Consider the following 24,714-nt stretch of genomic DNA (forward strand, 5'->3'; position numbering starts at 1 on the left):
AACCTAAAATGCCCGGTTCGCCGGGTCGGGGCTGATGCTCCGGCCGGCCACCGGGCTCACCATGCTGACTTTCCAACAAATCATCCTCAAGCTTCAGGCCTACTGGGCCGAACAAGGCTGCGCGCTGCTGCAGCCCTACGACATGGAGGTCGGCGCAGGCACTTCGCACACCGCCACCTTCCTGCGCGCCATCGGGCCGGAGCCCTGGAAGGCCGGCTACGTGCAGCCCAGCCGCCGCCCCAAGGACGGGCGCTACGGCGAGAACCCCAACCGCCTGCAGCACTACTACCAGTACCAGGTGGTGCTCAAGCCCGCGCCGAGCAACATCCTCGAGCTCTACCTCGGCTCGCTCGAAGCGCTCGGCTTCGACCTCAAGAAGAACGACATCCGCTTCGTCGAGGACGATTGGGAGAACCCCACGCTCGGCGCCTGGGGCCTTGGCTGGGAAGTCTGGCTCAACGGCATGGAAGTGACCCAGTTCACCTATTTCCAGCAGGTCGGCGGCATCGACTGCCGGCCCATCACCGGCGAAATCACCTACGGCCTCGAACGCCTCGCGATGTACCTGCAGGGCGTGGACAACGTCTACAACCTGACCTGGACCGAGGGCCTGAGCTACGGCGACGTCTACAAGCAGAACGAGGTGGAGCAGTCCACCTACAACTTCGAGCACAGCGACGTCGACTTCCTCTTCACCGCCTTTGCCGCGCACGAGAAGCAGGCCAAGCACCTGATGGAAGCGCAGCTCGCGCTGCCCGCCTACGAGCAGGTGCTCAAGGCCGCGCACAGCTTCAATCTGCTCGATGCGCGCGGCGCCATCAGCGTGACCGAACGCGCGGCCTACATCGGCCGCATCCGCAACCTCGCGCGCAGCGTCGCGCAAAGCTACTACGACAGCCGCGAGCGCCTGGGCTTCCCGATGGCGCCGCGCGAGTGGGTCGAAAAAGCATGACCACCAAGAACAACCTGCTCGTCGAACTCTTCGTCGAGGAACTCCCGCCCAAGGCCCTGCGCAAGCTCGGCGAAGCCTTCGCCACCGTGCTGTGCGACCAGCTCGTCGCCGCGGGCCTGGCCGATGCCGGCTCGGTGCTCACGCCCTATGCCTCGCCGCGCCGTCTGGCCGCGCACCTCACCAACGTGCTCGCGCAGGCGGCCGACAAGGCCGTCTCGCAGAAGCTCATGCCGGTCTCGGTCGGCCTCGATGCATCGGGCAACGCCACGCCGGCGCTGCAGAAGCGCCTCGGCGCGCTCGGTGCCGACGCCAGCGTCGTGCCCGAACTGCGCCGCGCCATGGACGGCAAGGCCGAAGCGCTCTTCTACGAAAGCACCGCCAAGGGCGCGACGCTCGCCGAAGGGCTCCAGAAGGCCCTCGCCGAAGCCATCGCCAAGCTGCCCATTCCCAAGGTCATGAGCTACCAGCTCGAAACCGGCTGCGAGCTGCCGGGCTGGACCAGCGTGAGCTTCGTGCGCCCCGCGCACGCGCTCGTCGCGCTGCATGGCGATACCGTCGTGCCCGTCGAGGCGCTCGGCCTGCAAGCCGGCCGCGAGACCCACGGCCACCGCTTCGAGGCCAGCGTCGATCCCGTCGTGCTGCATCATGCCAACAGCTACGACCAGCAGCTGCAGGACGAAGGCGCCGTGATCCCCGGCTTCGAGGCCCGCCGCGCCGAGATCGCCCGCCAGCTCGCCGAAGCCGCCATCAAGGTCGGCGGTGGCATGCAGCCCATCAATGACGACGCGCTGCTCGACGAAGTCACCGCGCTGGTCGAACGGCCCAATGTGCTCACCTGCGAATTCGAACGCGAATTCCTCGACGTGCCGCAGGAATGCCTCATCCTCACGATGAAGGCCAACCAGAAGTACTTCCCGCTGCTCGACGCCGCCGGCCGCCTGACCAACAAGTTCCTGGTCGTCAGCAACATCAGCCCCGACGATGCGAGCGCCGTCATCGGCGGCAACGAGCGCGTGGTGCGCCCGCGCCTGGCCGACGCCAAGTTCTTCTTCGACCAGGACCGCAAGAAATCGCTCGCCTCGCGCGTCGAATCGCTCGCCAAGGTCGTCTATCACAACAAGCTCGGCACGCAGGGCGAGCGCGTGGAGCGCGTCATGCGCATCGCGCACGCCATCGGCGAGCAGGTCGGCATGCCCGTCGGCGATGCCCACCTCGCGCCGCGCGCCGTGCAGGCCGCGCAGCTCGCCAAGGCCGATCTCGTCACCGACATGGTCGGCGAGTTCCCCGAGCTGCAGGGCATCATGGGCCGCTACTACGCGCTGCACGACGGCCTCGACCACACGGTGGCCGATGCCATCGAAGACCACTACAAGCCGCGCTTTGCCGGCGACGAGCTGCCGCGCAGCAACGTCGGCGTCGTCGTCGCGCTGGCCGACAAGCTCGAAACCCTGGTCGGCATGTTCGGCATCGGCAACCTGCCCACCGGCGACCGCGACCCCTTCGCGCTGCGCCGCCATGCGCTCGGCGTGATCCGCATGCTGATCGAGCGCCACCTCGCGCTCGACCTGCGCGCCACGCTCAGCCAGGCCTTCGCGGCCTTCAGCGCACACAAGGGCGGGGAGATCGCGCTGACTGACCCCACCGACGCGCTCGAAGCCTTCATCTACGATCGCCTCGCCGGCAGCCTGCGCGAACAGGGCGCCAGCGCGCAGGAAGTCGAAGCCGTGCTCAGCCCGCGCCCGCAGCGCCTGGCCGAAGTGCCCAAGCTCCTCGCCGCCGTGCGCGCCTTCGCCGCGCTGCCCGAGGCGCCCGCGCTTGCCGCCGCCAACAAGCGCATCGGCAACATCCTGAAGAAGTCGCCGGAGGCCGACGCGCACGTGAGCGAACTGCTGCTGCAGGAAGCCGCCGAAAAGGCCCTGCACGCCGCCATGCAGCAGGTCGTGCCCGTGGCCAACCGCCAGTTCGAAGCCGGCGACTACACCGCCTCGCTGCAAACGTTGGCAGCGCTGCGCGACCCGGTCGACGCCTTCTTCGACGACGTCATGGTCAATGCCGAGCAGTCGGATCTGCGCCTGAATCGCCTCGGCCTGCTCATGATCCTGCACGGCGCGATGAACCGTGTTGCACAACTCGAGCGGCTGGCGGCGTAAGCTTAGGCACCATGAAACTCGTCATCCTCGACCGCAACGGCACCCTCAACGTGCACCGTGAGGATTTCGTCAAGAGCGACATCGAGTGGACGCCGCTCCCCGGTGCGCTCGAAGCGGTGGCGAGACTCAACCATGCAGGCTGGCACGTCGTGATCGCGTCCAACCAGTCCGGCCTCGGGCGCGGCCTGTTCGACGTGGCATCGCTCAACGCCATGCACGCCAAGATGCACAAGATGCTCGCCGCGGTCGGCGGGCGCATCGAAGCGGTCTTCTACTGCCCGCACAGCCCCGACGAGAACTGCGACTGCCGCAAGCCCAAGCCCGGCCTGTTCTTCCAGATCGGCGAACGCTTCGGCGTCGACCTCGCCCACATCCCGGTGGCCGGCGACAGCCTGCGCGACCTGCAGGCCGGCGCCGCCGCCGGGTGCGAACCGCACCTGCTGCTCACCGGCATGGGCGCCGCCTGCCGCGGCGTGGACCCGCTGCCGCCCGAATATCCACCCAACACCCGCGTTCACGAAGACCTCGCCGCCTTCGTCGACTTCCTCCTCGAACGCGAAGAAAAAGCCGCCCTGAAGGTGGCCGTCTGATGTCCTTCGTCCGCTCTGTCATCCACGCCCTGTGGATGCTCGTTACCGTGGTTCCGTGGGGAATCATCATGTGCGTGAACTCGCTCTGGAAGCGCGGCATCCCGCTCTACTGGATGGCCGTGCGGTGGCTGCGCTGGGCCATCGGCGGCGCGCGTCTGATCCTCGGCATCCGCTACCGCGTCACCGGCATGGAAAACCTGCCGCAGGACAAGCTCGCCGGCGCCGTCCTGCTCGTCAAGCACCAGTCCACCTACGAAACCTTCCTGATGCCCACGCTCATGCCGCACCCGCTGGCATTCGTCTTCAAGAGGGAACTCATCTACGTGCCCTTCTTCGGCTGGGCCATGTCGCGCCTGGACATGATCCACATCGACCGCAGTCAGCGCACCCAGGCCTTCAACAAGGTCGTCTCGCAGGGCCGCGAGCTGCTCAAGCAGGGCATCTGGATCATCATGTTCCCCGAAGGCACGCGCATCCCGCGCGGCAAGCAGGGCAACTACAAGACCGGCGGCACCCGCCTCGCGTGCGAAACCGGCGTGCCGGTCATTCCGATCGCCGTCACCTCGGCCAAGGTGTGGCCGCGCAAGGCCTTCGTCAAGACGCCGGGCACCGTCGATGTCTCCATCGGCCCCGCCATCCCGAGCACCGGCCGCCGGCCCGACGAACTCATGCGCGAAGTCGAGACCTGGATCGAAAGCGAAATGCGCCGCCTCGACCCCGAGGCCTACGTCACCGAACCCTCGTCGGCCGCATCCACCACCGCCTGAGGCCCGCATGCGCGCGCTGCTGCAGTTCACGCTCGACCTGTTCGATCCGCCCGCGCCTGCGCCCGTGCGCTCGCCGCAACAACAGCCCCCCAAGCAGCCGCAACGGCCCACCCTCGACGACGACGCACAGCAACACCCACCCGCGACCCCGCTCGCCGATGTGCGGAGCCGGGTCAGCTTCATCCACCCGCGCGCGAGCCGCGAAGTCGTGCTCGGCAACGCCCGCGTCGCCTACGAATTCACGCGCGGCAGGCGCCGCACCATCGGCTTCGTCGTCGGTGCCGAAGGCCTGTCGGTGCGCGCACCGCGCTGGGTCGCGCTGCGCGACGTCGATGCCGCCGTGGTCGAAAAGTCCGGCTGGATCCTGCGCAAGCTCTCCGAAACCCAGCAGCGGCAGGACCGGCTCGAAGCCACCCGCATCGACTGGAAAGACGGCGTCAGCTTTCCCTTCCTGGGCCAGCAGGTCACCGTGCGGCTCGATCCGCACCATGCCTTCGAGGGCGTCGGCGCCGTGCTCGACGCCACCGCCAGCGAGGGCCCACCGACCCTGCGCATCGCGCTCGCCAACAACGCCACGCCGGCGCAGATCCGCGACGCCGCACAGGCCTGGCTCATGCGGCAGGCGCGGCGCATCTTCATCGAGCGCCTCGAACACTTCGCGCCGCGCCTCGGAGTGCGGTGGAAGAAGTTGAGCCTCTCGAACGCCGCCACCCGCTGGGGCAGCGCGAGCGCCGACGGCGGCATCCGGTTGCATTGGCGGCTGGTGCACTTCCGCATGTCCGTCATCGACTACGTCGTCGCCCACGAGCTGAGCCACCTGCGCGTGATGGACCACAGCCCGCGCTTCTGGGAAACAGTCGAAAGCGTGGTGCCTGACTACGAACTGCTGCGCCGGCAGCTCAAGGACGAGGCGGTGCCGCGCTGGTGAGCGCGTGCGCCGCATCTGCAGCCCCTCGAATCTTCTGGAGGATGATGATGTCGCCCAACCCGATCGCGATCTGGCGGGGATGGCGGCCGATGAACATCCGCACTCGCCGCCGATCCGCCGCGCTCTTACCTTGCGTGGGTCACGCCGCCATCGACGACGAGCGTCGACCCCATCACGTAGTCTCCCGCGCGCGAGGCCAGGTAGATCGCCGCGCCGGCCATGTCCTCCGGCTCGCCGATGCGGCCGGCGGGGATGTGGCCCTTGATCTCGTCGGCGTGGTCGCGCGCCTCCTTGTTCATGTTCGACGCGAACGCGCCCGGAGCGATCGCGCTGACCACGATGCGGTCCTGCGCCAGGCGCAGTGCCATGCGGCGAGTGAGCTGGATCAGGCCGGCCTTGCTCGCGGCGTATGAATAGGTTTCCTGCGGGTTGACCGAAATGCCGTCGATCGACGCGATGTTGATCACCTTTGCGAGGTGGTCGGTCGCTGCCTTCCTGAGCATCGGCGTGAGCGCCTTGGTCAGGAAGAAGGGCGTCTTCAGGTTGAGGTCGACGACCTTGTCCCAGCCGCTTTCCGGAAACTCGTCGTAGGGCGCGCCCCAGGCGGCGCCGGCGTTGTTGACGAGGATGTCAAGCTTGTCTTCGTGCTTGGCGTAGGCATCGACGAGCGCCTGCGCGCCTTCGAGCGTGGAGACGTCCGCCGGCAGCGAAACGCAGTGGCCGAAGGCGGAAAGCTCCTTGGCGGTCTGGTCGCAGGCATCGGCCTTGCGCGCCGAAATGTAGACGCGCGCGCCCTGTGCCAGAAAGCCTTCGGCGATCATGCGGCCGATGCCGCGCGAGCCGCCAGTGATGAGGGCAGTGCGGCCCTCGAGCGAGAAGAGTCGGGTGGTGTCCATGCGGTTGTCTCCTGATGAAGCTGCCGCAAGCTTAGTGCGGCGCACCGGAGAACCGCGTCACCTTGGCGGCAGTGCGAGCGACCGCTTGCTGGCGAAGAAGCGCTCCACGCCGCTGAGCGGATCGCGAAAGCGCAGCTCGCGCGCCAGCAATTGCAGCGGGCGCTCGTAGTCGTCGCAGCCTTCGGGGCGCAGCACGGGGTAGATGGCGTCGTTGCGGATCGGCATGCCGAGCGCCTGGCAATGCACCCGCAACTGGTGCCGCCGGCCGGTGACGGGGGAGAGCGACAGATGCGCCCAGTCCGTGCCGGTGCCGAGAACTTCGATGCGCGTCTTCGCATTGGGCTCGCCGGGGACTTCGCGCATGCGCATGAAGTGGGTGTCGTCGTCTTCGAGGCGGCTGACCCGCACCGCGGGCGGCGCGAAGTCGGCGCTGCGATGCACGATCGCCTCGTAGCGCTTCTCGATCATGCGTTCGGCGAAGAGCTGGACGTATGCGCCGCGGCTGGCGCGCTGCACCGAGAAGAGGACGACGCCGGCGGTCTCGCGGTCGATGCGGTGCAGCGGCACGAGTTCGTCGATGCCCAGCTTGCGTTTGAGGCGCACCAGCAGCGTTTCCTGCACGTACTTGCCGACCGGCGAGATCGAGAGGAAGTGCGGCTTGTCCACCGCGAGCAGGTGCTCGTCGTGAAAGAGCACCTGCTCCTCGAACGGCACGCGGGGCTCGGAATCGAGCTGGCGGTAGTAGTAGATGCGCAGCTGCGCTTCGAAGCGCCGCGTTTCGGTGATCGGCACGCCATGTGCGTCGACCACCTCGCCCGCGCCCATGCGCGACTGCCATTGCGCTCGCGTGACGGCGGTGAAGCGGTGCACGAAGTAGTCGAGCACGGTCGGCCAGTCGCCCGCGGGCAGCACCACGCAGCTCGGGCCGACGCCGTCTCGCACGGGGAGCGGCAGTGCGCGCAGGGTCATTGGAGTACCGCGCGCAGCAGCGCTTCGGGATTCGCCTTCGGAATGGCCGGGCGGCTCACTGGACTACCCTCGCGCAGCGGCGCTTCGGGATTCGCCTTCGGAACGGCCGGGCGGCTCATGCGAGGAGGAGAGAGGCGATTTCCGAGAAAGCCGGGCGGGCCGCGATGTTCGCATCCATGCAGCGCGACTGCAGCTGCGTGAGCAGCTCGTGGCGCGCCTCTCCGCCTCCTGCAGCAGGTTCGCAATGCGCCAGCAGCTCTTCGAGCAGGCAGCCGAAGGCGCGCGTTTCGATGCGTTGCAGCGTGCGGCTGGTCGCCTCGTCGTCGCGCGGCAGGAAGCACGCCGCGCCGAAGTCGCCGAGCATCACATCGCCTTCGCCGTTCCAGAGCATGTTGTGCGCGTACAGGTCACCATGCACGATGCCGTGCGCGTGCAGTTGCGCGACGGCCGAAGCGATGCCGCCCGCCATGCGCCACGCGGCCCCGACGGACCAGCGCGCGTCGTCGGCATACACATCGCGCGTGCACGATTGCAGGCTCGGCGGACCGGCCAGGTTGCGGAAGGCCGGATCGACCAGCTTGAGCACGAGGCCGGGTGTGCCTTCGGGGTGGTCGTGGATGCGGCCCAGGACTTCGATGAGGTTCGGATGCCTGTCGGCCGCGATGCATGCGGCCATTTCGCTGTGCGGCCAGCCGTCGCTGGTCACCTCGCCCTTGAAGAGCTTGACCGCGACGGCTTGCGTGTTGCCGTCGGCGCGCTGCCAATCCGCCTGATGGATCACGCCGGAGGCGCCTTCGCCGAGCTTGTGGCGCAGCGAGATCTGCCGCCATGGAACCGCTTCGGTCGGCACCGCGTTCATCGCCGCAAGCTCCGGCCCGTCGTCGAACGGATTGCCCGAGAAGGCCAACCACGAGAGGCGCGGCAGCGAAAGCAGCCATGCGGGCAGGGCGTCGAATTCGTTGGCGGCAATGCGGACCAGCTCCAGCGCCTGGCAGGCGGCCATTTCGGGCGGCAGCGCGCGCAGGCGATTGCCCGCGAGCATCAGCTTCTGCAGGCGCGGCCGGCGGCCGAGCTCGGCGGGCAGCGATTCGATCTGGTTGTCGGTGAGGATCAGCCAGCGCAACTGCGGCGGCAGCGATGCGGCCGGCACGCTGCGGATGCGGTTGGCCTTGAAGGCGACCATGTCGAGCCGGGCGCATCGGCCCAGCGCCGCCGGCATTTCGGTGAACGGGTTGTCGGAGCAGAACAGCACGCGCAGTTGCGTCAGCCGGTGCAGGTCATCGGGCAGCGTGCCGAGTGCATTGCCCGAGAGATCGAGCACTTCCAGCGTGTCGGCGAGGTCGAAGACTTCGCGCGGCAACTCGCGAAGGCCGCAGCCCCGGAGGTCCAGCCGCCGCGTTCCCTCGAGTTGGCCCGCGCGCAGCGGGTCCAGCAGGCTCATTGTTCGAAGGCGCCGAAGCGATAGACGCCGTCGGCGCCGCGCCGGCGCTGCAACTGGCCGGAGAACCACAGCAGGTGCAGGTGCGCGACGGTTTCGCCCATCGCGAAAGTCATCTGGTGCAGATCGAGCGCGCGCTTGAAGAGGATCGGCAGCCCCTCGGCCGCGCTCTGGGGCTTGGCGACGCAGGCTTCGAGCAACTCGGCGAGCCGGTCGCGGTGGTGTTCCCTGAGCTGCTCGACGCGGCGATGCACGCCGATGAAGGGCTTGCCGTGCGCGGGCAGGCCCAGCACGTCCACCGGCAGTTGCTTGAAGCGCTCGATGCTGTCGAGGAAGAGCCTGAGCGGATTCGCCTCGGGCTCGCCCGCGTAGACGCTCACGTTGGTCGAGATGCGCGGCAGCATCATGTCGCCCCCGAGCAGCGCGTTGAGCTCTTCGCAGTAGAGCGCGATGTGCTCCGGCGCATGGCCGTAGCCGCTGACGCAGCGCCACGCGCGGCCGCCGATGCGCACGACGTCGCCGTCCATCATCCGCACGAAGGACGAAGGCACGGCGGGCACCATGTTCGCGTAGTAGCTCGATCGCGCGCGGATCTTGGCGACCGATTCGGGTTCGACGAGGCCGTGCGACGCGAAGAAGTCCGCCGCTGCATCGCCGCCGGCCAGCGTGTCGCCCGCGACCGTGAGCACGCGCGCGACGTGGTAGTCGGTGGAGCTGATCCACAGCGGCGCCTTCCAGCGCCTGCAGAGCCAGTCGGCGAGCCCGATGTGGTCGGGGTGCATGTGGGTGACGATGACGCGCAGGATGGGCAGGCCTTCGAGCTGCGTCGCGAAGATCTGTTCCCATTGCGCGCGTGCGGCGTCGTGCGAAATGCAGGTGTCGACCACCGACCAGCCCTCGACGCCGTCGATGTTGTCGCGCAGCAGCCAGAGGTTGATGTGGTCGAGCGCAAAGGGCAGCGCCATGCGGATCCAGCGCACGCCGGGAGCTACTTCGATCGCTTCGCCGGGCGCGGGCAGGGTGTCGCCGAGGGGGTATTTGAGTTCGCGTTCGAGGAGGTTCATGTACGATTGACGTTAACGTAAACGTCATGGCAAGGAGCCATCATTGTAGGCAGTGCGCCCCGATCGCGCTGTCGCACTCGTTCCGATCCCGATTACATGCCGTCACAAACCTTCACCATCGGCGAGCTTGCCAAGGAGTTCGAGCTCACCACGCGGGCGATCCGCTTCTATGAGGACATGGGCCTGCTTGCGCCCGAGCGGGCGGGGCTGCAGCGCGTCTACAGCGCGCGCGACCGCGCCCGGCTGACGCTGACGCTGCGCGCCAAGCGGCTCGGCCTGACGCTCACCGAGGCGAAGGAAATCCTCGACATGTACGACAGCCCGCGCGACACCGCAGCGCAGCTGCAGCGCTTCCTGGGCGTGCTGGGCAACCACCGCCAGCAGCTCGAGGCGCAGCTTTCGGACTTGCAGGCCAACCTCGACGAGATCCGCGCGCAGGAGAAGAAGGCCCGCGCCGCACTCGCGCGCGCCGAGAAGCCGAAGGCGCGCTGACCCACCGGAACACCCCCGATCCACCACCCCATCACCACGACGGACACCCATGGACAACACCTCTGACAACCTCGAAGACCTGTTCGCCCACAACCGCGCCTGGTCCGCGCGCATGGAGCGGGACCGCCCCGGCTTCTTCTCCAGCCTGGTGAAGCAGCAGACGCCCAGGTACATGTGGATCGGCTGCTCGGACAGCCGCGTGCCCGCGAACCAGATCACCGGCCTGGAGCCGGGCGAGATCTTCGTGCATCGCAACGTCGCGAACATCGTGGTGCACTCGGACCTCAATGCGCTCTCGGCGATCCAGTTCGCGGTGGAGCGCCTCAAGGTGCAGCACGTCATGGTGGTCGGCCACTACGGCTGCTCGGGCGTGCAGGCCGCACTGGAAGGTGCGCGCATCGGCATCGCGGACAACTGGCTGCGCCACATCCAGGACGTGCGCGACCGCCACCACGTGATGCTCGATACGCTGCCCGAGGCGGCGCGCGCCAATGCGCTGTGCGAACTCAACGTGGCGGAGCAGGTGATCAACGTCGCCGTCAGCACCGTGATGCAGGACGCATGGGCGCGCGGCCAGTCGGTCACGATCCACGGCTGGGCCTTCGGCGTGCACGACGGGCTCATCCAGGATCTGGAGATCACCGTCGACGGCAGCAAGCCGATGGAAAACCTCTACCGCGCCGCCGTGCAGCGCATCCGCTACAAGTGGAGCAAGCCGACGGACGGCAGCTCCGAGTACATCAAGTAGTCCGACACGCACCCCATCGCCCCATGTTCCCGCAGCGCCTCGATTCGCCGCTTGCCTACGACATCGCCAGGGCGATGCGGGACGGGTTCGACCGCCACTACCGGTTGTTTCGTGCCGAGTCGGCGCGCGCCAAGCATCGCTTCGAGACCGCAGACTGGCACGGCCAGCAGCGCGCGCAGCGCGAGCGCATCGAGTTCTACGACCTGCGGGTGGGCGAAGCGGTGGCGCGGCTCGAAAAGGAATTCAAGGCCGGCGACCAGCCGATGGATGTCTGGCACCAGGTCAAGCTGCACTTCATCGGCCTCCTGGTCGATCATCACCAGCCGGAGCTGGCCGAGACCTTCTTCAATTCGGTCACGACCAAGATCCTGCACCGCGCGTACTTCCAGAACGACTTCATCTTCGTGCGGCCCGCGATCAGCACCGAGTACATCGAGCCGCGCGGCGCACCGACCTACCGCGCCTACTACCCGACGCCCGAGTCGCTGCCCGGGATGATCCAGTCGATGCTGCTGGACTATCGCCTGCAGGGCCGCTACGCCAATCTGGAGCGCGATGCCGGCCGCGTGGCGACCGCGATCCTGGGCCGCTTCCACCAGGTGAAGCTGCGCGCCAACTTCCAGCTGCAGGTGCTGTCAGGGCTCTTCTATCGCAACAAGGGCGCGTACGTGGTCGGCAAGATCATCAACGGCTTCACCGAGCTGCCGTTCGCGCTGCCGATCCTGCACGATGCGGACAATCGCTTCTACATCGATGCGGTGCTCTTCGGCGAGGAAGACCTGCAGATGCTCTTCAGCTTCGCGCGGGCCTACTTCATGGTCGACATGGAAGTGCCCTCGGCCTACGTGCAGTTCCTGCGTTCGCTGATGCCGCGCAAGCCGCGCGCCGAGATCTACAACGCGCTCGGGCTCGCCAAGCAGGGCAAGACCCTCTTCTACCGCGACTTCCTCTCCCACCTGAACTATTCGAGCGACAAGTTCAGAAGCGCGCCGGGCATCAAGGGCATGGTGATGCTGGTGTTCGACCTGCCGTCGTTCCCGTACGTGTTCAAGGTCATCCGGGACTACTTCCCGCTGCAGAAGGACACCACGCGCGAGCAGATCAAGAGCAAGTACATGCTGGTGAAGCAGCACGACCGCGTGGGCCGCATGGCCGACACGCTGGAGTACAGCAACGTCGGCTTTCCGCTCGACCGCTTCGAGCCCGAGCTGATCGAGGAGATCAAGCGCTTCGCGCCGAGCCAGCTCGAGATCGGCGACCGCGACGGCAACGGGGAAATGGAAGTGGTGCTCAAGCACTGCTACATCGAGCGGCGCATGATCCCGCTCAACATCTACCTGCAGGAGGCATTCGACCTGCTCGACCAGCCCGAGCATGCCCATCGCGCGAGCAAGCAGCTGGAGCATGCGGTGGTGGAGTACGGCAATGCGATCAAGGACATGGTGGCCGCGAACATCTTTCCGGGCGACATGCTGTTCAAGAACTTCGGCGTCACGCGCGGCGGCAAGGTCGTGTTCTACGACTACGACGAGATCGAATACCTGACCGACTGCAACTTCCGCAAGGTGCCCGCGCCGCGCCACGAGGAAGACGAAATGAGCGGCGAGGTCTGGTACGCGGTCGGGCCCAAGGATGTGTTCCCCGAGACCTTCGGCCCCTTCCTTCTCGGCAACCCCGCGGTGCGCGAGGCCTTCATGAGCCACCACGCGGACCTGCTCGACGCGGCCTTCTGGCAAAGCCACAAGGAGCGCATCCAGGCGGGCCAGATGCTCGATGTCTTCCCCTATGACGAGGCCCAGCGTTTCAAGCACGTGGGTCACGAACCCTATTTCTGACAACTATCTGAAGGAGCAACTTCCATGAGCGAATCGATCGTGATCGTCGGCGCCGCCCGCACCCCGATGGGCGGCTTCCAGGGAGACTTTTCTTCCCTCGCGGCGCACGACCTCGGCGGCGTGGCGATCAAGGCCGCCATCGAGCGCGCCGGCATCAGCGGCGACAGCGTGGGCGAAGTGCTGTTCGGCAACTGCCTGATGGCGGGCCAGGGCCAGGCGCCGGCGCGGCAGGCGGCCTACAAGGGCGGTCTGCCCGACAGCGCCGGCGCGGTCACGCTCAGCAAGATGTGCGGCTCGGCGATGAAGGCGGCCATGCTGGCGCACGACATGCTGCTCGCGGGCACGCACGAAGTGATGGTGGCCGGCGGCATGGAAAGCATGACGAATGCGCCCTACCTCATGCTCAAGGGCCGCGGCGGCTACCGCATGGGCCACGACCGCATCTTCGACCACATGATGCTCGACGGCCTGGAAGACGCCTACCAGCCGGGCCGCTCGATGGGCACCTTCGGCGAGGACTGCGCGGCCAAGTACAAGTTCACGCGCGAGCAGCAGGACGCCTTCGCGATCGCGAGCGTCGAGCGCGCCAAGGCCGCGACCACCTCGGGCGCCTTCAAGGCCGAGATCGCCGCGGTGACCGTCAAGGGCCGTGGCGGCGAGACGGTGATCGAGATCGACGAAGGCCCGGGCAAGGTCAAGATCGACAAGATCCCGACGCTCAAGCCCGCCTTCAAGAAGGACGGCGGCACCATCACCGCCGCATCGAGCTCGTCGATCAACGACGGCGCTGCGGCGCTGGTGATGATGACCGAGAGCACGGCGAAGAAGTACGGCGCCAAGCCGATCGCGCGCCTCGTGGCGCACACCACGCACGCGCAGCAGCCCGAGTGGTTCTCCACCGCACCGGTGGGCGCGGTCGCCAAGCTGTTCAAGAAGACCGGCTGGGGCGTGAAGGACGTCGACCTGTGGGAAGTCAACGAGGCTTTCGCGGTGGTTCCGATGGCGCTGATGCACGAGCTGTCGGTGGCGCACGAGATCGTCAACGTGAACGGCGGCGCCTGTGCGCTCGGGCACCCGATCGGCGCCAGCGGCGCGCGCATCATGGTGACGCTGATCCATGCGCTGCAGCAGCGCGGCAAGAAGCGCGGCGTCGCGACGCTGTGCATCGGCGGCGGGGAAGGCACGGCCGTGGCGATCGAGCTGGTCTGATTTTTTCGCGGCCCCGTGACGGCCGCGGCCCGCACTGTCGTGTGATGGTGCGGGCTCTTTTTTGCTGCTACCTATTGAGGTTTCCGTAATTCATGACATCACCAAAGCGTGGCCTGCATCCAGCAAGCGGCGATGATCGAGGGGCGCTTCTGGGCACTCTTGAGCTTGTTGCGCGCGGCGCTGTGAAGCTGGGCGAGGTCGTTGGGGCAATAGTTGGCCAGCGCATGGCGCTTGAGCCAGGCCCACAGGTATTCCACCGGATTGAGGTCGGGCGCGTACGGCGGCAGGAACGCGATCTGGATGTGTCCGCCAAGGCTGTCCAGGTAGTCGCGCACCAGGCGACTGCGGTGCGCCTTCAAACCATCCCAGATGACCAGCAGCGGTTGCTTCAGGTGGGCCTTCAGCGCCTTCAGGAATTCGACAATCTCTTCCTTCTTGATGCTGCCCTCGTGCAGCCGGAACATGCAGTTGGTGCGCGTGAGTCCGGCGATGACCGAGACGTGAGTCCAGTTGAAATGGAACTGGATGATGGGTGTCTGTCCCCGGGGTGCCCAGGTGCGCACTCGGGTGGGGCGTTCGCTCAGGCCGGACTCGTCCACGAAGACGATCAGCCGTCCCTGTCGCTGGGCCTTTTTTTGAGGGCCGGCCAGGTCCTGCGTTTCCAACTGCGCACCGCCTCTTCGTTGCGCTCGATGGCGCGCTTCTCGGGCTTTTGCACACTGAAGCCCAAGCTGCCCAGAATCCGCCAGATCTGCGTCTGGCCAAAGCGCACGCCGTACATGCGCTCGATGACAGCGCCCACGCGCTTGAGCGTCCACAACTCGGTGGCAAATCCATGCTCGGTCGGGCTTTGCAGGAGGACCGCGCGCACGGCTGCCAGTTGCCCCTCATCCAACTGGGCCGGACGCCCGCGTTCGGGCACGGCTCGCAGCGCGTCGATACCGCCTTCATCGAGCAGGCGCTTCCATGTGTGCACGGTTTGCCGAGCCACCCCGACAGCCAGCGCTGCTTCGGCACAACTCTTGCCGGCCAGCAGCATTCGCCCGGCCCGCAATCGCCTCTTCGCCGCCTCGCTCAATCGCTTTTGCACCATGCCGATAGTCTCCAGCGTTGTTCCTGGAGGCATAACGCATGAGGCGCTCAACGGTTGTCATGATTTATGGAAATATCAATAGAATCGAAAACCTGTCCATCGAGGAGAAACCCGTTCATGCATCCGGCCTTTACCCGCAGCGCCATCGCGACGCTGTTCGCTTCCGTATTCCTCGCCTCCGCCGCTCACGCGCAGACCCGCGACCAGGCCCTGTTCGATGCCGCCACGGCTGAAAAGCCGGCGGTCATCAAGACGCTCGAGAACCTGGTCGACATCGAGACCGGCACCGGCGATGCGGAAGGCCTCGAGTCGGCCGGCAAGTACCTCGAAGGCCAGCTCAAGTCGCTCGGCTTCAGCGTCACGCGCAGCAAGTCGGCCGGCATCGTGGTCGGCGACAACATCGTCGGCAAGATCAAGGGCAAGGGCGGCAGGAACCTGCTCCTGATCTCGCACATGGACACGGTCTACCTCAAGGGCATCCTCGCCAAGGCGCCGTTCCGCATCGAAGGCGACAAGGCCTATGGCCCCGGCATCGCCGACGACAAGGGCGGCAACGCGGTGATCATCCATACGCTCAAGCTGCTGAAGGCGCGCGGCTTCGATGACTTCGGCAGCATCACGGTGCTGTTCAACACCGACGAGGAGAAGGGCTCCTTCGGCTCGCGCGACCTGATCCAGGAAGAAGCCGCGAAGGCCGACTACGTGCTCTCCTTCGAGCCCACCGGCGCGGGCAAGGAAGACCTCTCGCTCGGCACCTCGGGCATCGCCTACGTGCAGGTCAACATCACCGGCAAGGCTTCGCATGCCGGTGCGGCGCCGGAGCTCGGCGTGAACGCGCTGGTCGAGGCCTCGGACCTCGTGCTGCGCACCATGGACATCGACGACAAGGCCAAGGGCCTGCGCTTCAACTGGACCATCGCCAAGGCCGGTGCGGTGTCGAACATCATCCCGGCGAGCGCCACGCTCAATGCCGACGTGCGCTACGCGAAGAACGAGGACTTCGAAGCCGCAATGAAGACGCTCGAATCGCGTGCGCAGAAGAAGAAGCTGCCGGATGCCGACGTGAAGGTGCTCGTCACCCGCGGCCGCCCGGCCTTCAATGCCGGCGAAGGCGGCCGCAAGCTGGTCGACAAGGCGGTGGCCTACTACAAGGAAGCCGGCGGCGAGCTCGCGGTGATCGAGCGCACCGGCGGCGGCACCGATGCGGCCTATGCGGCGCTCTCGGGCAAGCCGGTCATCGAGAGCCTGGGCCTGCCGGGCTTCGGCTACCACAGCGACAAGGCCGAGTACGTCGACACCAGCGCGATCCCGCGCCGCCTGTACATGGCCGGCAAGCTGATCATGGACCTCGGCCAAGGCGACGAAGCGCGACACGCCATGCACTGAAGAAGAAGGAGCCCACCATGCTGCTCAGCACCGACCAGGAAGCGATCCGCGATGCCGTGCGCGCCTTCGCGCAGGCCGAACTCTGGCCCCATGCGCCGCAATGGGACCGCGACCACAGTTTTCCCAAGGCGGCCCACGAGGGCCTGGCGGCGCTGGGCGCCTACGGCATCTGCGTGCCGGAGGAAGACGGCGGCGCGGGGCTCGACTACCTGACGCTCGCGCTGGTGCTCGAGGAGATCGCCGCCGGCGACGGCGGCACCAGCACCGCGATCAGCGTGACCAACTGCCCGGTCAACGCGATCCTGATGCGCTACGGCAATGCGGCGCAGAAGAAGCAATGGCTGCAGCCGCTGGCGCAGGGAAAGATGCTGGGCGCCTTCTGCCTCACCGAGCCGCAGGCGGGCAGCGATGCCTCGTCGCTGCGCACCAGCGCGCGCAAGGACGGCGAGGGCTATGTGATCGACGGCGTGAAGCAGTTCATCACCAGCGGCAAGAACGGGCAGGTCGCGATCGTGATCGCGGTCACCGACAAGGGCGCGGGCAAGCGCGGCATGAGCGCCTTCATCGTGCCGACCGATGCGCCGGGCTACAAGGTCGCGCGGCTCGAAGACAAGCTGGGCCAGCATTCGAGCGACACCGCACAGATCAATTTCGACGGCTGCCGCATCCCGGCCGAGAACCTGATCGGCCAGGAAGGCGAGGGCTACAAGATCGCGCTCGGCGCGCTCGAAGGAGGGCGCATAGGCATTGCCGCGCAGAGCGTGGGCATGGCGCGCAGCGCCTTCGAGTTCGCGGTCAACTACGCCAAGGAGCGCCAGGCCTTCGGCGGTTCGATTTTCGAGCAGCAGGCGGTGGGCTTCCGGCTCGCCGAATGCGCGACGCAGATCGAGGCCGCCCGCCAGTTGATCTGGCACGCCGCGAGCCTGCGCGATGCGGGCCTGCCCTGCCTGAAGGAAGCGGCGATGGCCAAGCTGTTCGCGAGCGAGATGGCCGAGCGCGTGTGCAGCGCCGCGATCCAGACGCTGGGCGGCTACGGCTACGTCAACGACTTCCCGCTGGAGCGCATCTACCGCGACGTGCGCGTGTGCCAGATCTACGAAGGCACTTCGGACATCCAGAAGCTGCTGATCCAGCGCGCGCTGGCCTGACGGCGCAGCCGCTGTCATCGATTTCGATGACAGACAAGCGACGCGCAGCGGCGCAGCATGGGGGCCCCTTGTCGGAGGTTCTGCCATGCCCAGATCGTTGTCCCCTTCCACCCTGCGTGCGGCGGCGGTTCTTTGCAGCGCCGCTGCCGGTATTCCCGCATGGGCGCAATCCGCCGCTCCCGATCTGGCCACGCTGACGGCCAGCGAGGCCGCGCGGCAAATCTGCGCCGGTTCGCTCAGCAGCGAGCAACTGGTGTCGGCCTACATCGCCCAGGCGAAGGCAAAACCGCAGCTGAATGCGTTCATCACGCTGGATGAAGGCGGCGCGCTGAAGGCGGCGCGCGCGGCCGATGCGGCGCGCAAGCCGGGAGGCACCTGCCCGCCGCTGGCCGGGGTGCCGGTGGTCGTGAAGGACAACATCCAGGTGAAGGGCCTGCCCGCGACGGCCGGTACTCCCGCGCTCAAGAATTTCGTGCCTGCCGCTGACGCGCCGGTGGTCGCCAAGCTGCGCTCGGCCGGTGCGATCGTGCTGGGCAAGACGAACATGCATGAACTGGCCTTCGGCGTCACGGGCTACAACCCTGCCTTCCAGACCGGACCGGAGGTCGGCGTGCGCAATGCCTACGACAGCAGCCGCATCGCGGGAGGATCTTCCTCCGGCACTGGCGCGGCGCTCGGCGCGCGCATGGCGCCGGCCGGTCTGGGCACCGACACCGGAGGCTCGGTGCGCATTCCATGCGCCTTCAACGGCTGTGCTTCGCTGCGCCCGACGGTGGGGCGTTACTCGCAGGAGGGCATCGCCCCGATCTCTCACACGCGCGACACGGCGGGGCCAATGGCCGTCTCGGTGGCCGACGTGGCTTTGCTCGATCGCGTCATCGCCGGCGGGACGGCGGTCAAGCCCGCCAGCCTGAAGCGTGTGCGGCTCGGGGTGGTGCAGGCCTTCTACGCGAACCTCGATGCCGATACGCGCGCGGCTGTCGATGCGGCGCTCGCCAAGCTGCGCGCGGCCGGCGTCACGCTGGTGGACGTGGACATGCCGAAGCTGACGGAACTGAACGGCGCGGTCGGCTTTCCGGTTGCCCTCTACGAGGCGCATGACGACATCGGGGCCTACCTTGCCAGGTACCGCACCGGCGTCGATCTGTCGCAGTTGGCCGCCGGCGTTGTCAGCCCGGACGTCAAGGGCACCTTCGACGGCCTGATCATCCCGCGCAAGCTGCCGGCGCCGAACGGCGTGGTGGACGCCAAGCCTGCCTACGAGAACGCGATGGGCGTAGCCCGCCCGGCGCTGCAGAGGCTCTATCGCGACACCTTCACGAACAACAGGCTGGATGCGCTGGTGTTCCCGACGGTGCCGCGCGTGGCGCTCGCGGCCACGCCGGAGGCCAGCAGCGTCGAGAACTTCGTCGCCCTGATCCAGAACACGGATCCCGGCGGCAATGCGGGCATTCCGGGCCTTCAACTGCCGGCGGCACTGGGCGCCGCTAGCGGACTTCCGGTCGGGCTGGAACTGGATGGGCCGGCCGGGAGCGATCGCAGGCTGCTTGCGCTCGGCCTCGCGATCGAGCCCCTGCTGGGACGGCTGCCGGCACCGGCGAAGTAGCCGCAACCGGGATCGCCGCGGACCTCAGGAGGGGCGATCCCGCCCCGCCAGTCCGGCCAGCGCCGCACGGCGATCGATGCCGAGCTTGTCGAAGATGCGCCGCAGATAGGTGCGGATGGTCGGCACCCCGAGGCCCATGTGCCGCGCGATGTCCTTGTCGGTGAGACCCTGGCACACGGCGGCCGCGACCTCGCGCTCGCGTTCGCTCAGGCGCGACCACGCGGGCGCGGTCTCGCCGGCCGTGGACGCGGTCTTCGCCGGAGCGATGCGCTGCGCGCGTTGCAGCGCTCCCACGAAGGCCGGCTCGATCAGGTCGAGCAGGGCCTTGTCGTGCTCGCTGAAGTCGCCGCGGTGCCGGCGGCGCCAGATGCGCAGGTCGCCCAGTGCGCGGTCGCCGTGGAAGGCGTGGAGATTCATGCCCCAGTGCAGACCGTCGCGCGAGAGGAAGTCGGTAAAGAACGCTGTTCGCATCAGATCGCGCTGAGGCATCACCTCGGTGACGCGGGTGGCGTGTCGGCGCGCCTGCAGGACGAAGGTGATCGGATCGTGGTACTGATGCCAGCGGGTGTAGCGGTCCAGGTTGGCCGGGTCCATGTTCAGCGCGACCCGGCCGCCGAAGGTGTCGCTTTCGGCGTCCCAGACGAAGGAGGCGAACTGGTCTGCCCGCAGCAGGTCGAGCAAGGCCCAGCCGGTGCGCTCGCGGATCTCGCGCTCGCTCTGGTCCTCCGCGAGCAGCGCGAAGATGCTGCGCAGTGCGTGTTGCTCCGAAGCACTCAGGTACATCGCCGCCGCTCCATGACGGGCGCAGTCTGCACAATACGCGACGGTTTGCCAATCACGGTTCTGCATGTCTGCTTCCTCTTCGGGCCCCGCCCTCGCTCCCTGCCCTTGTGGGCGCCGCGATCGCAACGGGCTTTTGCTGCCCTACGCGCAGTGCTGCGGCCGCTATGTCGACGATTTCGAGCACACACCCGCACCGGATGCCGAATCGCTCATGCGGTCGCGCTACACGGCGTTCGTGCGTGAACGCGCGGACTATCTGCTCGCGACGTGGCACGTCTCGACACGGCCTGCGACGCTGGATTTCGAGCCGGGTGTCAAATGGTTGGGGCTGGATGTGCGCACCCATTCGCCTCGCGACGCCGATCATGCGGAAGTGGAATTCGTCGCCCGCCAGCGTGGCAGGTCCGGCGCCGCCGTCCGCCTGCACGAACGCAGCCGCTTCGTGCGCGAGCCTGACGGCGAGCTGAATCGCTGGTACTACCTGGACGGCGATCTGCGCTGACCCGCTCGTCTTCGTGCTCGGCGGCGTGCGATTGTGCACGCGAGCGATACAGTCCGATTCCTTTTGGCCTATTTATCTTCCGGTGCCGCGCCCTCACACTTCGTCCCTGTGGGTTAAAGCGTCCAAAGCGCCTTGCCCCAAGATCAACAACACGAGGCAAGAGGGCAACATGGCGATTGACAAGAAGGTTCGTAGTGCGCAGTGGCAGGGCATCGCATCCGCGCTGTCGCTGGCGGCGGCGCTGCTGGCTGCACCTTCGGCCTATGCGGCCGGCGATGCGCCGCTGCTGACGCCTTTTTCCAGTGCCCAGGGCGGGCAGGCGCCGCAGCCTTGGCGCTTCACCACGCTGCCCAACAAGGCTCCGACACGCTTCGAAGTGGTCCAGGAAGACGGCAAGCGCGTCCTCAAGGTGGATGCGGACCAGTCGTACGGCAACCTCGTCCATCCGGCCCATCTGCCCTTGAACAACAACGCGATGCTGGCCTGGCGCTGGCGTGTCGAGGAATTCGTGGAGGGCGCCGATCTGCGCACCCGCGCGGGCGACGACGGCGCGGCGAAGGTCTGCGTGTTCTTCGACTTCCCGACCGACAAGCTGCCGGTGGGCGAGCGCACACGCCTCGCGCTGGCGCGCAAGGCCACCGGCGAGGACGTGCCTAGCGAAGCGCTGTGCTACGTCTGGGACAACAAGGAAGCCAAGGGCACGGAGCTCACGAATGCCTTCACGAAGCGGGTGCAGATGATCATTCTCGAATCGGGCGCGACGTCCAAGCCCGGCACCTGGGTCGCGGAACGCCGCAACCTGCTCGCGGACTACAAGCGTGCGTTCGGCGGCGAAGCCGGTGACACGGTGCCCGACATCGTGGCGGTCGCGATCTCGGCCGATTCGGACAACACGCACGGCCACGGCATCGCGTATTTCTCCGACCTCGAGTTGCACGGCGCGCCTTCGACGCAGGAAGCGGCGAGCCAGCCGAAGCAAGGGGAATAGCAGACCATTCAACCATCGACCTCCAGGCACCCGAAATGAACGACTTCGTTGCACTCCTCGCCAGCCAGGGCTCGGCCCTGGTGTTCGTCGCCACGCTGGCGGCGCGGCTGGGTGCGCCGGTGCCCGCCGTTCCCTTCCTGGTGGTGGCCGGTGGCTTGACGGTCGGCGGCGAGGTGTCGTTCCTTGCGGTGACCTTGGCGGCGGTGGTCGGCAACATCCTGGGCGATGGTGCATGGTTCCTGGCCGGACGCCACTGGGGCTATCGCGTGATGCGGCTCCTGTGCCGCATCTCGCTGTCGGCGGATTCGTGCGTCAAGCGCAGCGAGAACATCATCGGCCGCTGGGGTGGCCTGTCGCTGATCGCGGCCAAGTTCGTGCCGGGCGTGTCGGTGGTGGCGCCGCCGATGGCGGGTGCGCTGGGCATGTCGAACCTTCGCTTTCTTTCCTACGAGACGCTTGCCGCGCTGATCTGGACCGTGGGCTTCCTGCTGGTCGGGCGTGTGTTCCATGCCGCGATCCAGGATGTGCTGGCGGTGTTCTCGAGCGTGGGCCTGACCGCGGCAGCGGTGTTCGCGGTGCTGCTCGGCGCCTTCGTCGCCTGGCGCTACTGGCAGCGCCGGATCGCCTTGCAGGCGGATGACATCGACCGCATCGAAGTGGGCGCCCTGCGTGCCGCGCTCGGGGCCGGCGCCGACGTGACGGTGATCGACGTGCGTTCCGACGAAGCGCGTCTCCTGGACGGCCGCGTGGTTCCCGGTGCGATCGGCGTGTCGCTCAAGCACATCCCGTCGCGCATCGATGGCTTCGCGGATGGCCGCGAGCTCGTCGTCTACTGCGACTGCCCGGACGATGGCGGTGCGATCGCCGCGGCGCGGCTCTTCGTGGCCGCGGGCGTGCCTCGCGTTCGCGTGCTCGCGGGCGGCATCGATGCCTGGATGGCCGGGACCGGCGGCGTCGAGGAAGCGCCGGTGGCCGCTGCGCCGATGGCCGTCGCCCATCCCGCCTGATCGCTGTCTGACTCACGGCTGACTTCGGGGCGAGTCGCTTGATCGCCCGCGCGGCCAGCGCCTAAAATTCCCCCCGCTCCGGGGTGTGCGCAAAGAAGCGCACTGAGATGGCCAGGCGGCCGAACCCGCGAACTTGATCTGGTTCATCCCAGCGAAAGAAGAGCTGCGACTCCCGTCACGTTTCCCGTCATCCGAGCGGGTGTCGTCCATGGAGCGATTGCGGAGCACCCCGTTGACCCTCACCAGGAGTGCCCCGCATGAACGCAGTCGACAAGTTCGCCTCCCTCCTCACGCTGACCCGTGAGCCTTTCCCTGCTTCCACCAAGAGCGCCATCACCGGCAGCCGGCCCGATCTGCGCGTGCCGGTGCGCGACGTGCTGCTGACCAACGGCGAGTGCGTGTCGCTCTACGACACCTCTGGCCCGTACACCGATCCCTCGGTCGATATCGACGTGCGTCGCGGCCTGCCCGGCGTGCGCGCAGCGTGGATCGCCGAGCGCGGCGACACCGAAAGCTACGAAGGCCGGATCCACAAGGCCATCGACGACGGCGCCACGCACGCCGACCGCGATGCCGAGCGCATCGCCGAACTGCGCGCCGGTGCGGCGAGCCTGCAGCGCACGCCGCGCCGGGCGAAGGCCGGCGCCAACGTCACGCAGATGCACTACGCGCGCCGCGGCATCGTGACGCCCGAGATGGAATACGTCGCCCTGCGCGAGAACGGCCGCCGCGAATGGATGGCCGAATACCTGGCCGATGCCGCGCGCGAGAAGCGCCTGGCCGGCAATCCGATGGGCGCGAGCATCCCGAAGATCATCACGCCCGAGTTCGTGCGCGACGAAGTGGCGCGCGGCCGCGCGATCATCCCCGCCAACATCAACCATCCGGAAGTCGAGCCGATGGCGATCGGCCGCAACTTCAAGGTCAAGATCAACGCCAACATCGGCAACTCGGCCGTGACCTCCAGCATCGAGGAAGAGGTCGAGAAGCTCGTGTGGGCGATCCGCTGGGGCGCGGACAACGTGATGGACCTTTCCACCGGCCGCAACATCCACACCACGCGCGACTGGATCGTGCGCAACAGCCCGGTGCCGATCGGCACGGTGCCGATCTACCAGGCGCTGGAGAAGGTCGGCGGCATCGCCGAGGACCTCACCTGGGAGATCTACCGCGACACGCTGATCGAGCAGGCGGAGCAGGGCGTCGACTACTTCACCATCCACGCGGGGCTGCGGCTGCCCTTCATCCATCTCACGGCCAACCGGCGCACCGGCATCGTCTCGCGCGGCGGCTCGATCATGGCCAAGTGGTGCATCGCACATCACAAGGAGAGCTTCCTCTACACGCACTTCGAGGAGATCTGCGAGGTCATGAAGGCGTACGACGTGAGCTTCTCGCTCGGCGACGGCCTGCGCCCCGGCTGCGCTTCGGACGCGAATGACGAGGCGCAGTTCGCCGAGCTGCGCACGCTCGGCGAGCTCACGCAGATCGCCTGGAAGCACGATGTGCAGACCATGATCGAAGGCCCGGGCCATGTGCCGATGCACCTGATCCAGGCCAACATGGACGAGCAGTTGAAGCACTGCCACGAAGCGCCGTTCTACACCCTCGGCCCGCTGACGATCGACATCGCGCCGGGCTACGACCACATCGCGAGCGCGATCGGCGCCGCGATGATCGGCTGGTTCGGCACCGCGATGCTCTGCTACGTCACGCCGAAGGAACACCTGGGCCTGCCGGACCGCGACGACGTGAAGCAGGGGATCATCGCCTACAAGATCGCGGCGCATGCGGCCGACGTCGCCAAGGGCCACCCGGGCGCGCGGGCGCGCGACGACGCGCTCTCGCAGGCGCGCTTCGACTTTCGCTGGCAGGACCAGTTCAACCTCGGCCTCGACCCCGACACCGCGCGCGAATTCCACGACGAGACCCTGCCCAAGGACAGCAGCAAGGTGGCGCACTTCTGCTCGATGTGCGGGCCGAAGTTCTGCTCGATGAAGATCACGCAGGAAGTGCGCGAATACGCGGCGCAGAAGGGCCTGGACGAAAACGCGGCCGTCGAGGAGGGCATGGCCGGGAAATCGGCCGAATTCAAGGCCGGCGGGGGCGAGATCTACATCCCCGTCAAGCCCGTCGTCTGACATCGGGCTGAAAGGGCTTCGT

At 67.4% G+C, this 24,714-nt stretch carries 21 protein-coding genes, 1 pseudogene and 1 riboswitch; of the genes and pseudogenes, 16 read left to right on the forward strand and 6 right to left on the reverse strand.

What is annotated here, in order from left to right; all coding sequences use genetic code 11:
• Positions 1-61 precede the first annotated feature (61 nt).
• The 5 genes from glyQ to VAR608DRAFT_RS18915 are packed head-to-tail and all read left to right on the forward strand — an operon-like array spanning position 62 to position 5,387.
• A complete protein-coding gene (gene glyQ / locus VAR608DRAFT_RS18895) occupies positions 62-952 on the forward strand; it encodes a glycine--tRNA ligase subunit alpha (RefSeq protein ID WP_088958861.1) in 891 nt (296 codons plus the stop codon).
• Entirely contained in the window at positions 949-3,102 is a 2,154-nt protein-coding gene (glyS, locus tag VAR608DRAFT_RS18900; protein ID WP_088955442.1) for a glycine--tRNA ligase subunit beta, read from the forward strand. The genes glyQ and glyS overlap by 4 nt, the downstream gene beginning before the upstream one ends.
• A gap of 11 nt (positions 3,103-3,113) precedes the next feature.
• The gene (gene gmhB, locus VAR608DRAFT_RS18905) at positions 3,114-3,692 is read left to right on the forward strand and encodes a D-glycero-beta-D-manno-heptose 1,7-bisphosphate 7-phosphatase (protein WP_088955443.1); all 579 of its coding nucleotides are present in this window, start codon (positions 3,114-3,116) and stop codon (positions 3,690-3,692) included.
• A complete protein-coding gene (locus VAR608DRAFT_RS18910) occupies positions 3,692-4,459 on the forward strand; it encodes a lysophospholipid acyltransferase family protein (protein ID WP_088955444.1) in 768 nt (255 codons plus the stop codon). The genes gmhB and VAR608DRAFT_RS18910 overlap by 1 nt, the downstream gene beginning before the upstream one ends.
• Positions 4,460-4,466: 7 nt before the next feature.
• Positions 4,467-5,387, forward strand: coding sequence for a M48 family metallopeptidase (locus VAR608DRAFT_RS18915; protein WP_088955445.1), 921 nt, complete (start codon positions 4,467-4,469; stop codon positions 5,385-5,387).
• Between the two features lie 125 nt (positions 5,388-5,512).
• Here VAR608DRAFT_RS18915 and VAR608DRAFT_RS18920 read toward each other — a convergent pair whose 3' ends face one another.
• The 4 genes from VAR608DRAFT_RS18920 to VAR608DRAFT_RS18935 all read right to left on the reverse strand — a co-directional run bounded on the left by VAR608DRAFT_RS18920 (position 5,513) and on the right by VAR608DRAFT_RS18935 (position 9,754).
• Positions 5,513-6,283 carry an SDR family oxidoreductase gene (locus VAR608DRAFT_RS18920; protein ID WP_088955446.1) on the reverse strand — a complete coding sequence of 257 codons (771 nt, stop codon included), beginning with the start codon at positions 6,281-6,283 and terminating at the stop codon, positions 5,513-5,515.
• 57 nt (positions 6,284-6,340) lie between these two features.
• On the reverse strand, positions 6,341-7,252 hold the full coding sequence (locus VAR608DRAFT_RS18925) for a pseudouridine synthase (RefSeq protein ID WP_088955447.1): 912 nt from the start codon (positions 7,250-7,252) through the stop codon (positions 6,341-6,343).
• A gap of 115 nt (positions 7,253-7,367) precedes the next feature.
• On the reverse strand, positions 7,368-8,693 hold the full coding sequence (locus tag VAR608DRAFT_RS18930; RefSeq protein ID WP_088955448.1) for a leucine-rich repeat-containing protein kinase family protein: 1,326 nt from the start codon (positions 8,691-8,693) through the stop codon (positions 7,368-7,370).
• Positions 8,690-9,754, reverse strand: coding sequence for an MBL fold metallo-hydrolase (locus tag VAR608DRAFT_RS18935; protein ID WP_088955449.1), 1,065 nt, complete (start codon positions 9,752-9,754; stop codon positions 8,690-8,692). The genes VAR608DRAFT_RS18930 and VAR608DRAFT_RS18935 overlap by 4 nt, the downstream gene beginning before the upstream one ends.
• 96 nt (positions 9,755-9,850) lie before the next feature.
• Here VAR608DRAFT_RS18935 and VAR608DRAFT_RS18940 point away from each other — a divergent pair, with 96 nt between their 5' ends.
• From VAR608DRAFT_RS18940 to VAR608DRAFT_RS18955, 4 genes are read left to right on the forward strand one after another with little or no spacing between them, the layout of a single operon-like run.
• The gene (locus tag VAR608DRAFT_RS18940) at positions 9,851-10,246 is read left to right on the forward strand and encodes a MerR family transcriptional regulator (protein WP_088955450.1); all 396 of its coding nucleotides are present in this window, start codon (positions 9,851-9,853) and stop codon (positions 10,244-10,246) included.
• A gap of 49 nt (positions 10,247-10,295) precedes the next feature.
• Positions 10,296-10,994, forward strand: coding sequence for a carbonate dehydratase (can, locus tag VAR608DRAFT_RS18945; protein ID WP_088955451.1), 699 nt, complete (start codon positions 10,296-10,298; stop codon positions 10,992-10,994).
• Positions 10,995-11,017: 23 nt separating this feature from the next.
• The gene (aceK, locus tag VAR608DRAFT_RS18950) at positions 11,018-12,829 is read left to right on the forward strand and encodes a bifunctional isocitrate dehydrogenase kinase/phosphatase (RefSeq protein WP_088955452.1); all 1,812 of its coding nucleotides are present in this window, start codon (positions 11,018-11,020) and stop codon (positions 12,827-12,829) included.
• A gap of 24 nt (positions 12,830-12,853) precedes the next feature.
• Entirely contained in the window at positions 12,854-14,038 is a 1,185-nt protein-coding gene (locus VAR608DRAFT_RS18955) for an acetyl-CoA C-acyltransferase (protein ID WP_088955453.1), read from the forward strand.
• Positions 14,039-14,136: 98 nt separating this feature from the next.
• Here VAR608DRAFT_RS18955 and VAR608DRAFT_RS38570 read toward each other — a convergent pair.
• A pseudogene (locus tag VAR608DRAFT_RS38570) lies at positions 14,137-15,164 on the reverse strand (IS630 family transposase).
• A gap of 84 nt (positions 15,165-15,248) precedes the next feature.
• Between VAR608DRAFT_RS38570 and VAR608DRAFT_RS18970 the strand changes: the two are divergent.
• The 3 genes from VAR608DRAFT_RS18970 (at position 15,249) to iaaH (ending at position 19,271) form a co-directional block, all read left to right on the forward strand.
• Positions 15,249-16,517, forward strand: coding sequence for a glutamate carboxypeptidase (locus tag VAR608DRAFT_RS18970; RefSeq protein WP_088955454.1), 1,269 nt, complete (start codon positions 15,249-15,251; stop codon positions 16,515-16,517).
• 17 nt (positions 16,518-16,534) lie between these two features.
• Entirely contained in the window at positions 16,535-17,665 is a 1,131-nt protein-coding gene (locus tag VAR608DRAFT_RS18975) for an acyl-CoA dehydrogenase family protein (RefSeq protein ID WP_088955455.1), read from the forward strand.
• Positions 17,666-17,750: 85 nt separating this feature from the next.
• Complete coding sequence (gene iaaH, locus VAR608DRAFT_RS18980; protein ID WP_088955456.1) at positions 17,751-19,271, forward strand: indoleacetamide hydrolase; 1,521 nt, start codon at positions 17,751-17,753, stop codon at positions 19,269-19,271.
• 24 nt (positions 19,272-19,295) lie between these two features.
• Here the strand turns inward: iaaH and VAR608DRAFT_RS18985 are convergent, their stop codons facing one another.
• Entirely contained in the window at positions 19,296-20,054 is a 759-nt protein-coding gene (locus VAR608DRAFT_RS18985; protein WP_088955457.1) for a helix-turn-helix transcriptional regulator, read from the reverse strand.
• 64 nt (positions 20,055-20,118) lie between these two features.
• Between VAR608DRAFT_RS18985 and VAR608DRAFT_RS18990 the strand changes: the two genes are divergently transcribed.
• The 4 genes from VAR608DRAFT_RS18990 to thiC all read left to right on the forward strand — a co-directional run bounded on the left by VAR608DRAFT_RS18990 (position 20,119) and on the right by thiC (position 24,692).
• A complete protein-coding gene (locus VAR608DRAFT_RS18990) occupies positions 20,119-20,556 on the forward strand; it encodes a YchJ family protein (RefSeq protein WP_088955458.1) in 438 nt (145 codons plus the stop codon).
• A 169-nt stretch (positions 20,557-20,725) separates the two neighbouring features.
• Positions 20,726-21,544 (forward strand): DUF3047 domain-containing protein, encoded by an 819-nt coding sequence (locus tag VAR608DRAFT_RS18995; RefSeq protein ID WP_088955459.1) that lies wholly within the window; start codon positions 20,726-20,728, stop codon positions 21,542-21,544.
• 35 nt (positions 21,545-21,579) lie between these two features.
• Positions 21,580-22,551 (forward strand): rhodanese-like domain-containing protein, encoded by a 972-nt coding sequence (locus VAR608DRAFT_RS19000; protein WP_088955460.1) that lies wholly within the window; start codon positions 21,580-21,582, stop codon positions 22,549-22,551.
• A 69-nt stretch (positions 22,552-22,620) separates the two neighbouring features.
• Positions 22,621-22,728, forward strand: a riboswitch (TPP riboswitch).
• An 80-nt stretch (positions 22,729-22,808) separates the two neighbouring features.
• The gene (gene thiC / locus VAR608DRAFT_RS19005) at positions 22,809-24,692 is read left to right on the forward strand and encodes a phosphomethylpyrimidine synthase ThiC (RefSeq protein WP_088955461.1); all 1,884 of its coding nucleotides are present in this window, start codon (positions 22,809-22,811) and stop codon (positions 24,690-24,692) included.
• Positions 24,693-24,714: the final 22 nt, after the last annotated feature.

This window comes from Variovorax sp. HW608 (assembly GCF_900090195.1).
GTDB lineage: Bacteria > Pseudomonadota > Gammaproteobacteria > Burkholderiales > Burkholderiaceae_C > Variovorax.

Excerpts from the sequence above, each read along its gene's own strand:
- glyQ (WP_088958861.1), top strand. The coding sequence starts at position 62 with ATGCTGACTTTCCAACAAATCATCCTCAAGCTTCAGGCCTACTGGGCC.
- glyS (WP_088955442.1), top strand. The coding sequence starts at position 949 with ATGACCACCAAGAACAACCTGCTCGTCGAACTCTTCGTCGAGGAACTC.
- gmhB (WP_088955443.1), top strand. The coding sequence starts at position 3,114 with ATGAAACTCGTCATCCTCGACCGCAACGGCACCCTCAACGTGCACCGT.
- VAR608DRAFT_RS18910 (WP_088955444.1), top strand. The coding sequence starts at position 3,692 with ATGTCCTTCGTCCGCTCTGTCATCCACGCCCTGTGGATGCTCGTTACC.
- VAR608DRAFT_RS18915 (WP_088955445.1), top strand. The coding sequence starts at position 4,467 with ATGCGCGCGCTGCTGCAGTTCACGCTCGACCTGTTCGATCCGCCCGCG.
- VAR608DRAFT_RS18920 (WP_088955446.1), bottom strand. The coding sequence starts at position 6,283 with ATGGACACCACCCGACTCTTCTCGCTCGAGGGCCGCACTGCCCTCATC.
- VAR608DRAFT_RS18925 (WP_088955447.1), bottom strand. The coding sequence starts at position 7,252 with ATGACCCTGCGCGCACTGCCGCTCCCCGTGCGAGACGGCGTCGGCCCG.
- VAR608DRAFT_RS18930 (WP_088955448.1), bottom strand. The coding sequence starts at position 8,693 with ATGAGCCTGCTGGACCCGCTGCGCGCGGGCCAACTCGAGGGAACGCGG.
- VAR608DRAFT_RS18935 (WP_088955449.1), bottom strand. The coding sequence starts at position 9,754 with ATGAACCTCCTCGAACGCGAACTCAAATACCCCCTCGGCGACACCCTG.
- VAR608DRAFT_RS18940 (WP_088955450.1), top strand. The coding sequence starts at position 9,851 with ATGCCGTCACAAACCTTCACCATCGGCGAGCTTGCCAAGGAGTTCGAG.
- can (WP_088955451.1), top strand. The coding sequence starts at position 10,296 with ATGGACAACACCTCTGACAACCTCGAAGACCTGTTCGCCCACAACCGC.
- aceK (WP_088955452.1), top strand. The coding sequence starts at position 11,018 with ATGTTCCCGCAGCGCCTCGATTCGCCGCTTGCCTACGACATCGCCAGG.
- VAR608DRAFT_RS18955 (WP_088955453.1), top strand. The coding sequence starts at position 12,854 with ATGAGCGAATCGATCGTGATCGTCGGCGCCGCCCGCACCCCGATGGGC.
- VAR608DRAFT_RS18970 (WP_088955454.1), top strand. The coding sequence starts at position 15,249 with ATGCATCCGGCCTTTACCCGCAGCGCCATCGCGACGCTGTTCGCTTCC.
- VAR608DRAFT_RS18975 (WP_088955455.1), top strand. The coding sequence starts at position 16,535 with ATGCTGCTCAGCACCGACCAGGAAGCGATCCGCGATGCCGTGCGCGCC.
- iaaH (WP_088955456.1), top strand. The coding sequence starts at position 17,751 with ATGCCCAGATCGTTGTCCCCTTCCACCCTGCGTGCGGCGGCGGTTCTT.
- VAR608DRAFT_RS18985 (WP_088955457.1), bottom strand. The coding sequence starts at position 20,054 with ATGTACCTGAGTGCTTCGGAGCAACACGCACTGCGCAGCATCTTCGCG.
- VAR608DRAFT_RS18990 (WP_088955458.1), top strand. The coding sequence starts at position 20,119 with ATGTCTGCTTCCTCTTCGGGCCCCGCCCTCGCTCCCTGCCCTTGTGGG.
- VAR608DRAFT_RS18995 (WP_088955459.1), top strand. The coding sequence starts at position 20,726 with ATGGCGATTGACAAGAAGGTTCGTAGTGCGCAGTGGCAGGGCATCGCA.
- VAR608DRAFT_RS19000 (WP_088955460.1), top strand. The coding sequence starts at position 21,580 with ATGAACGACTTCGTTGCACTCCTCGCCAGCCAGGGCTCGGCCCTGGTG.
- thiC (WP_088955461.1), top strand. The coding sequence starts at position 22,809 with ATGAACGCAGTCGACAAGTTCGCCTCCCTCCTCACGCTGACCCGTGAG.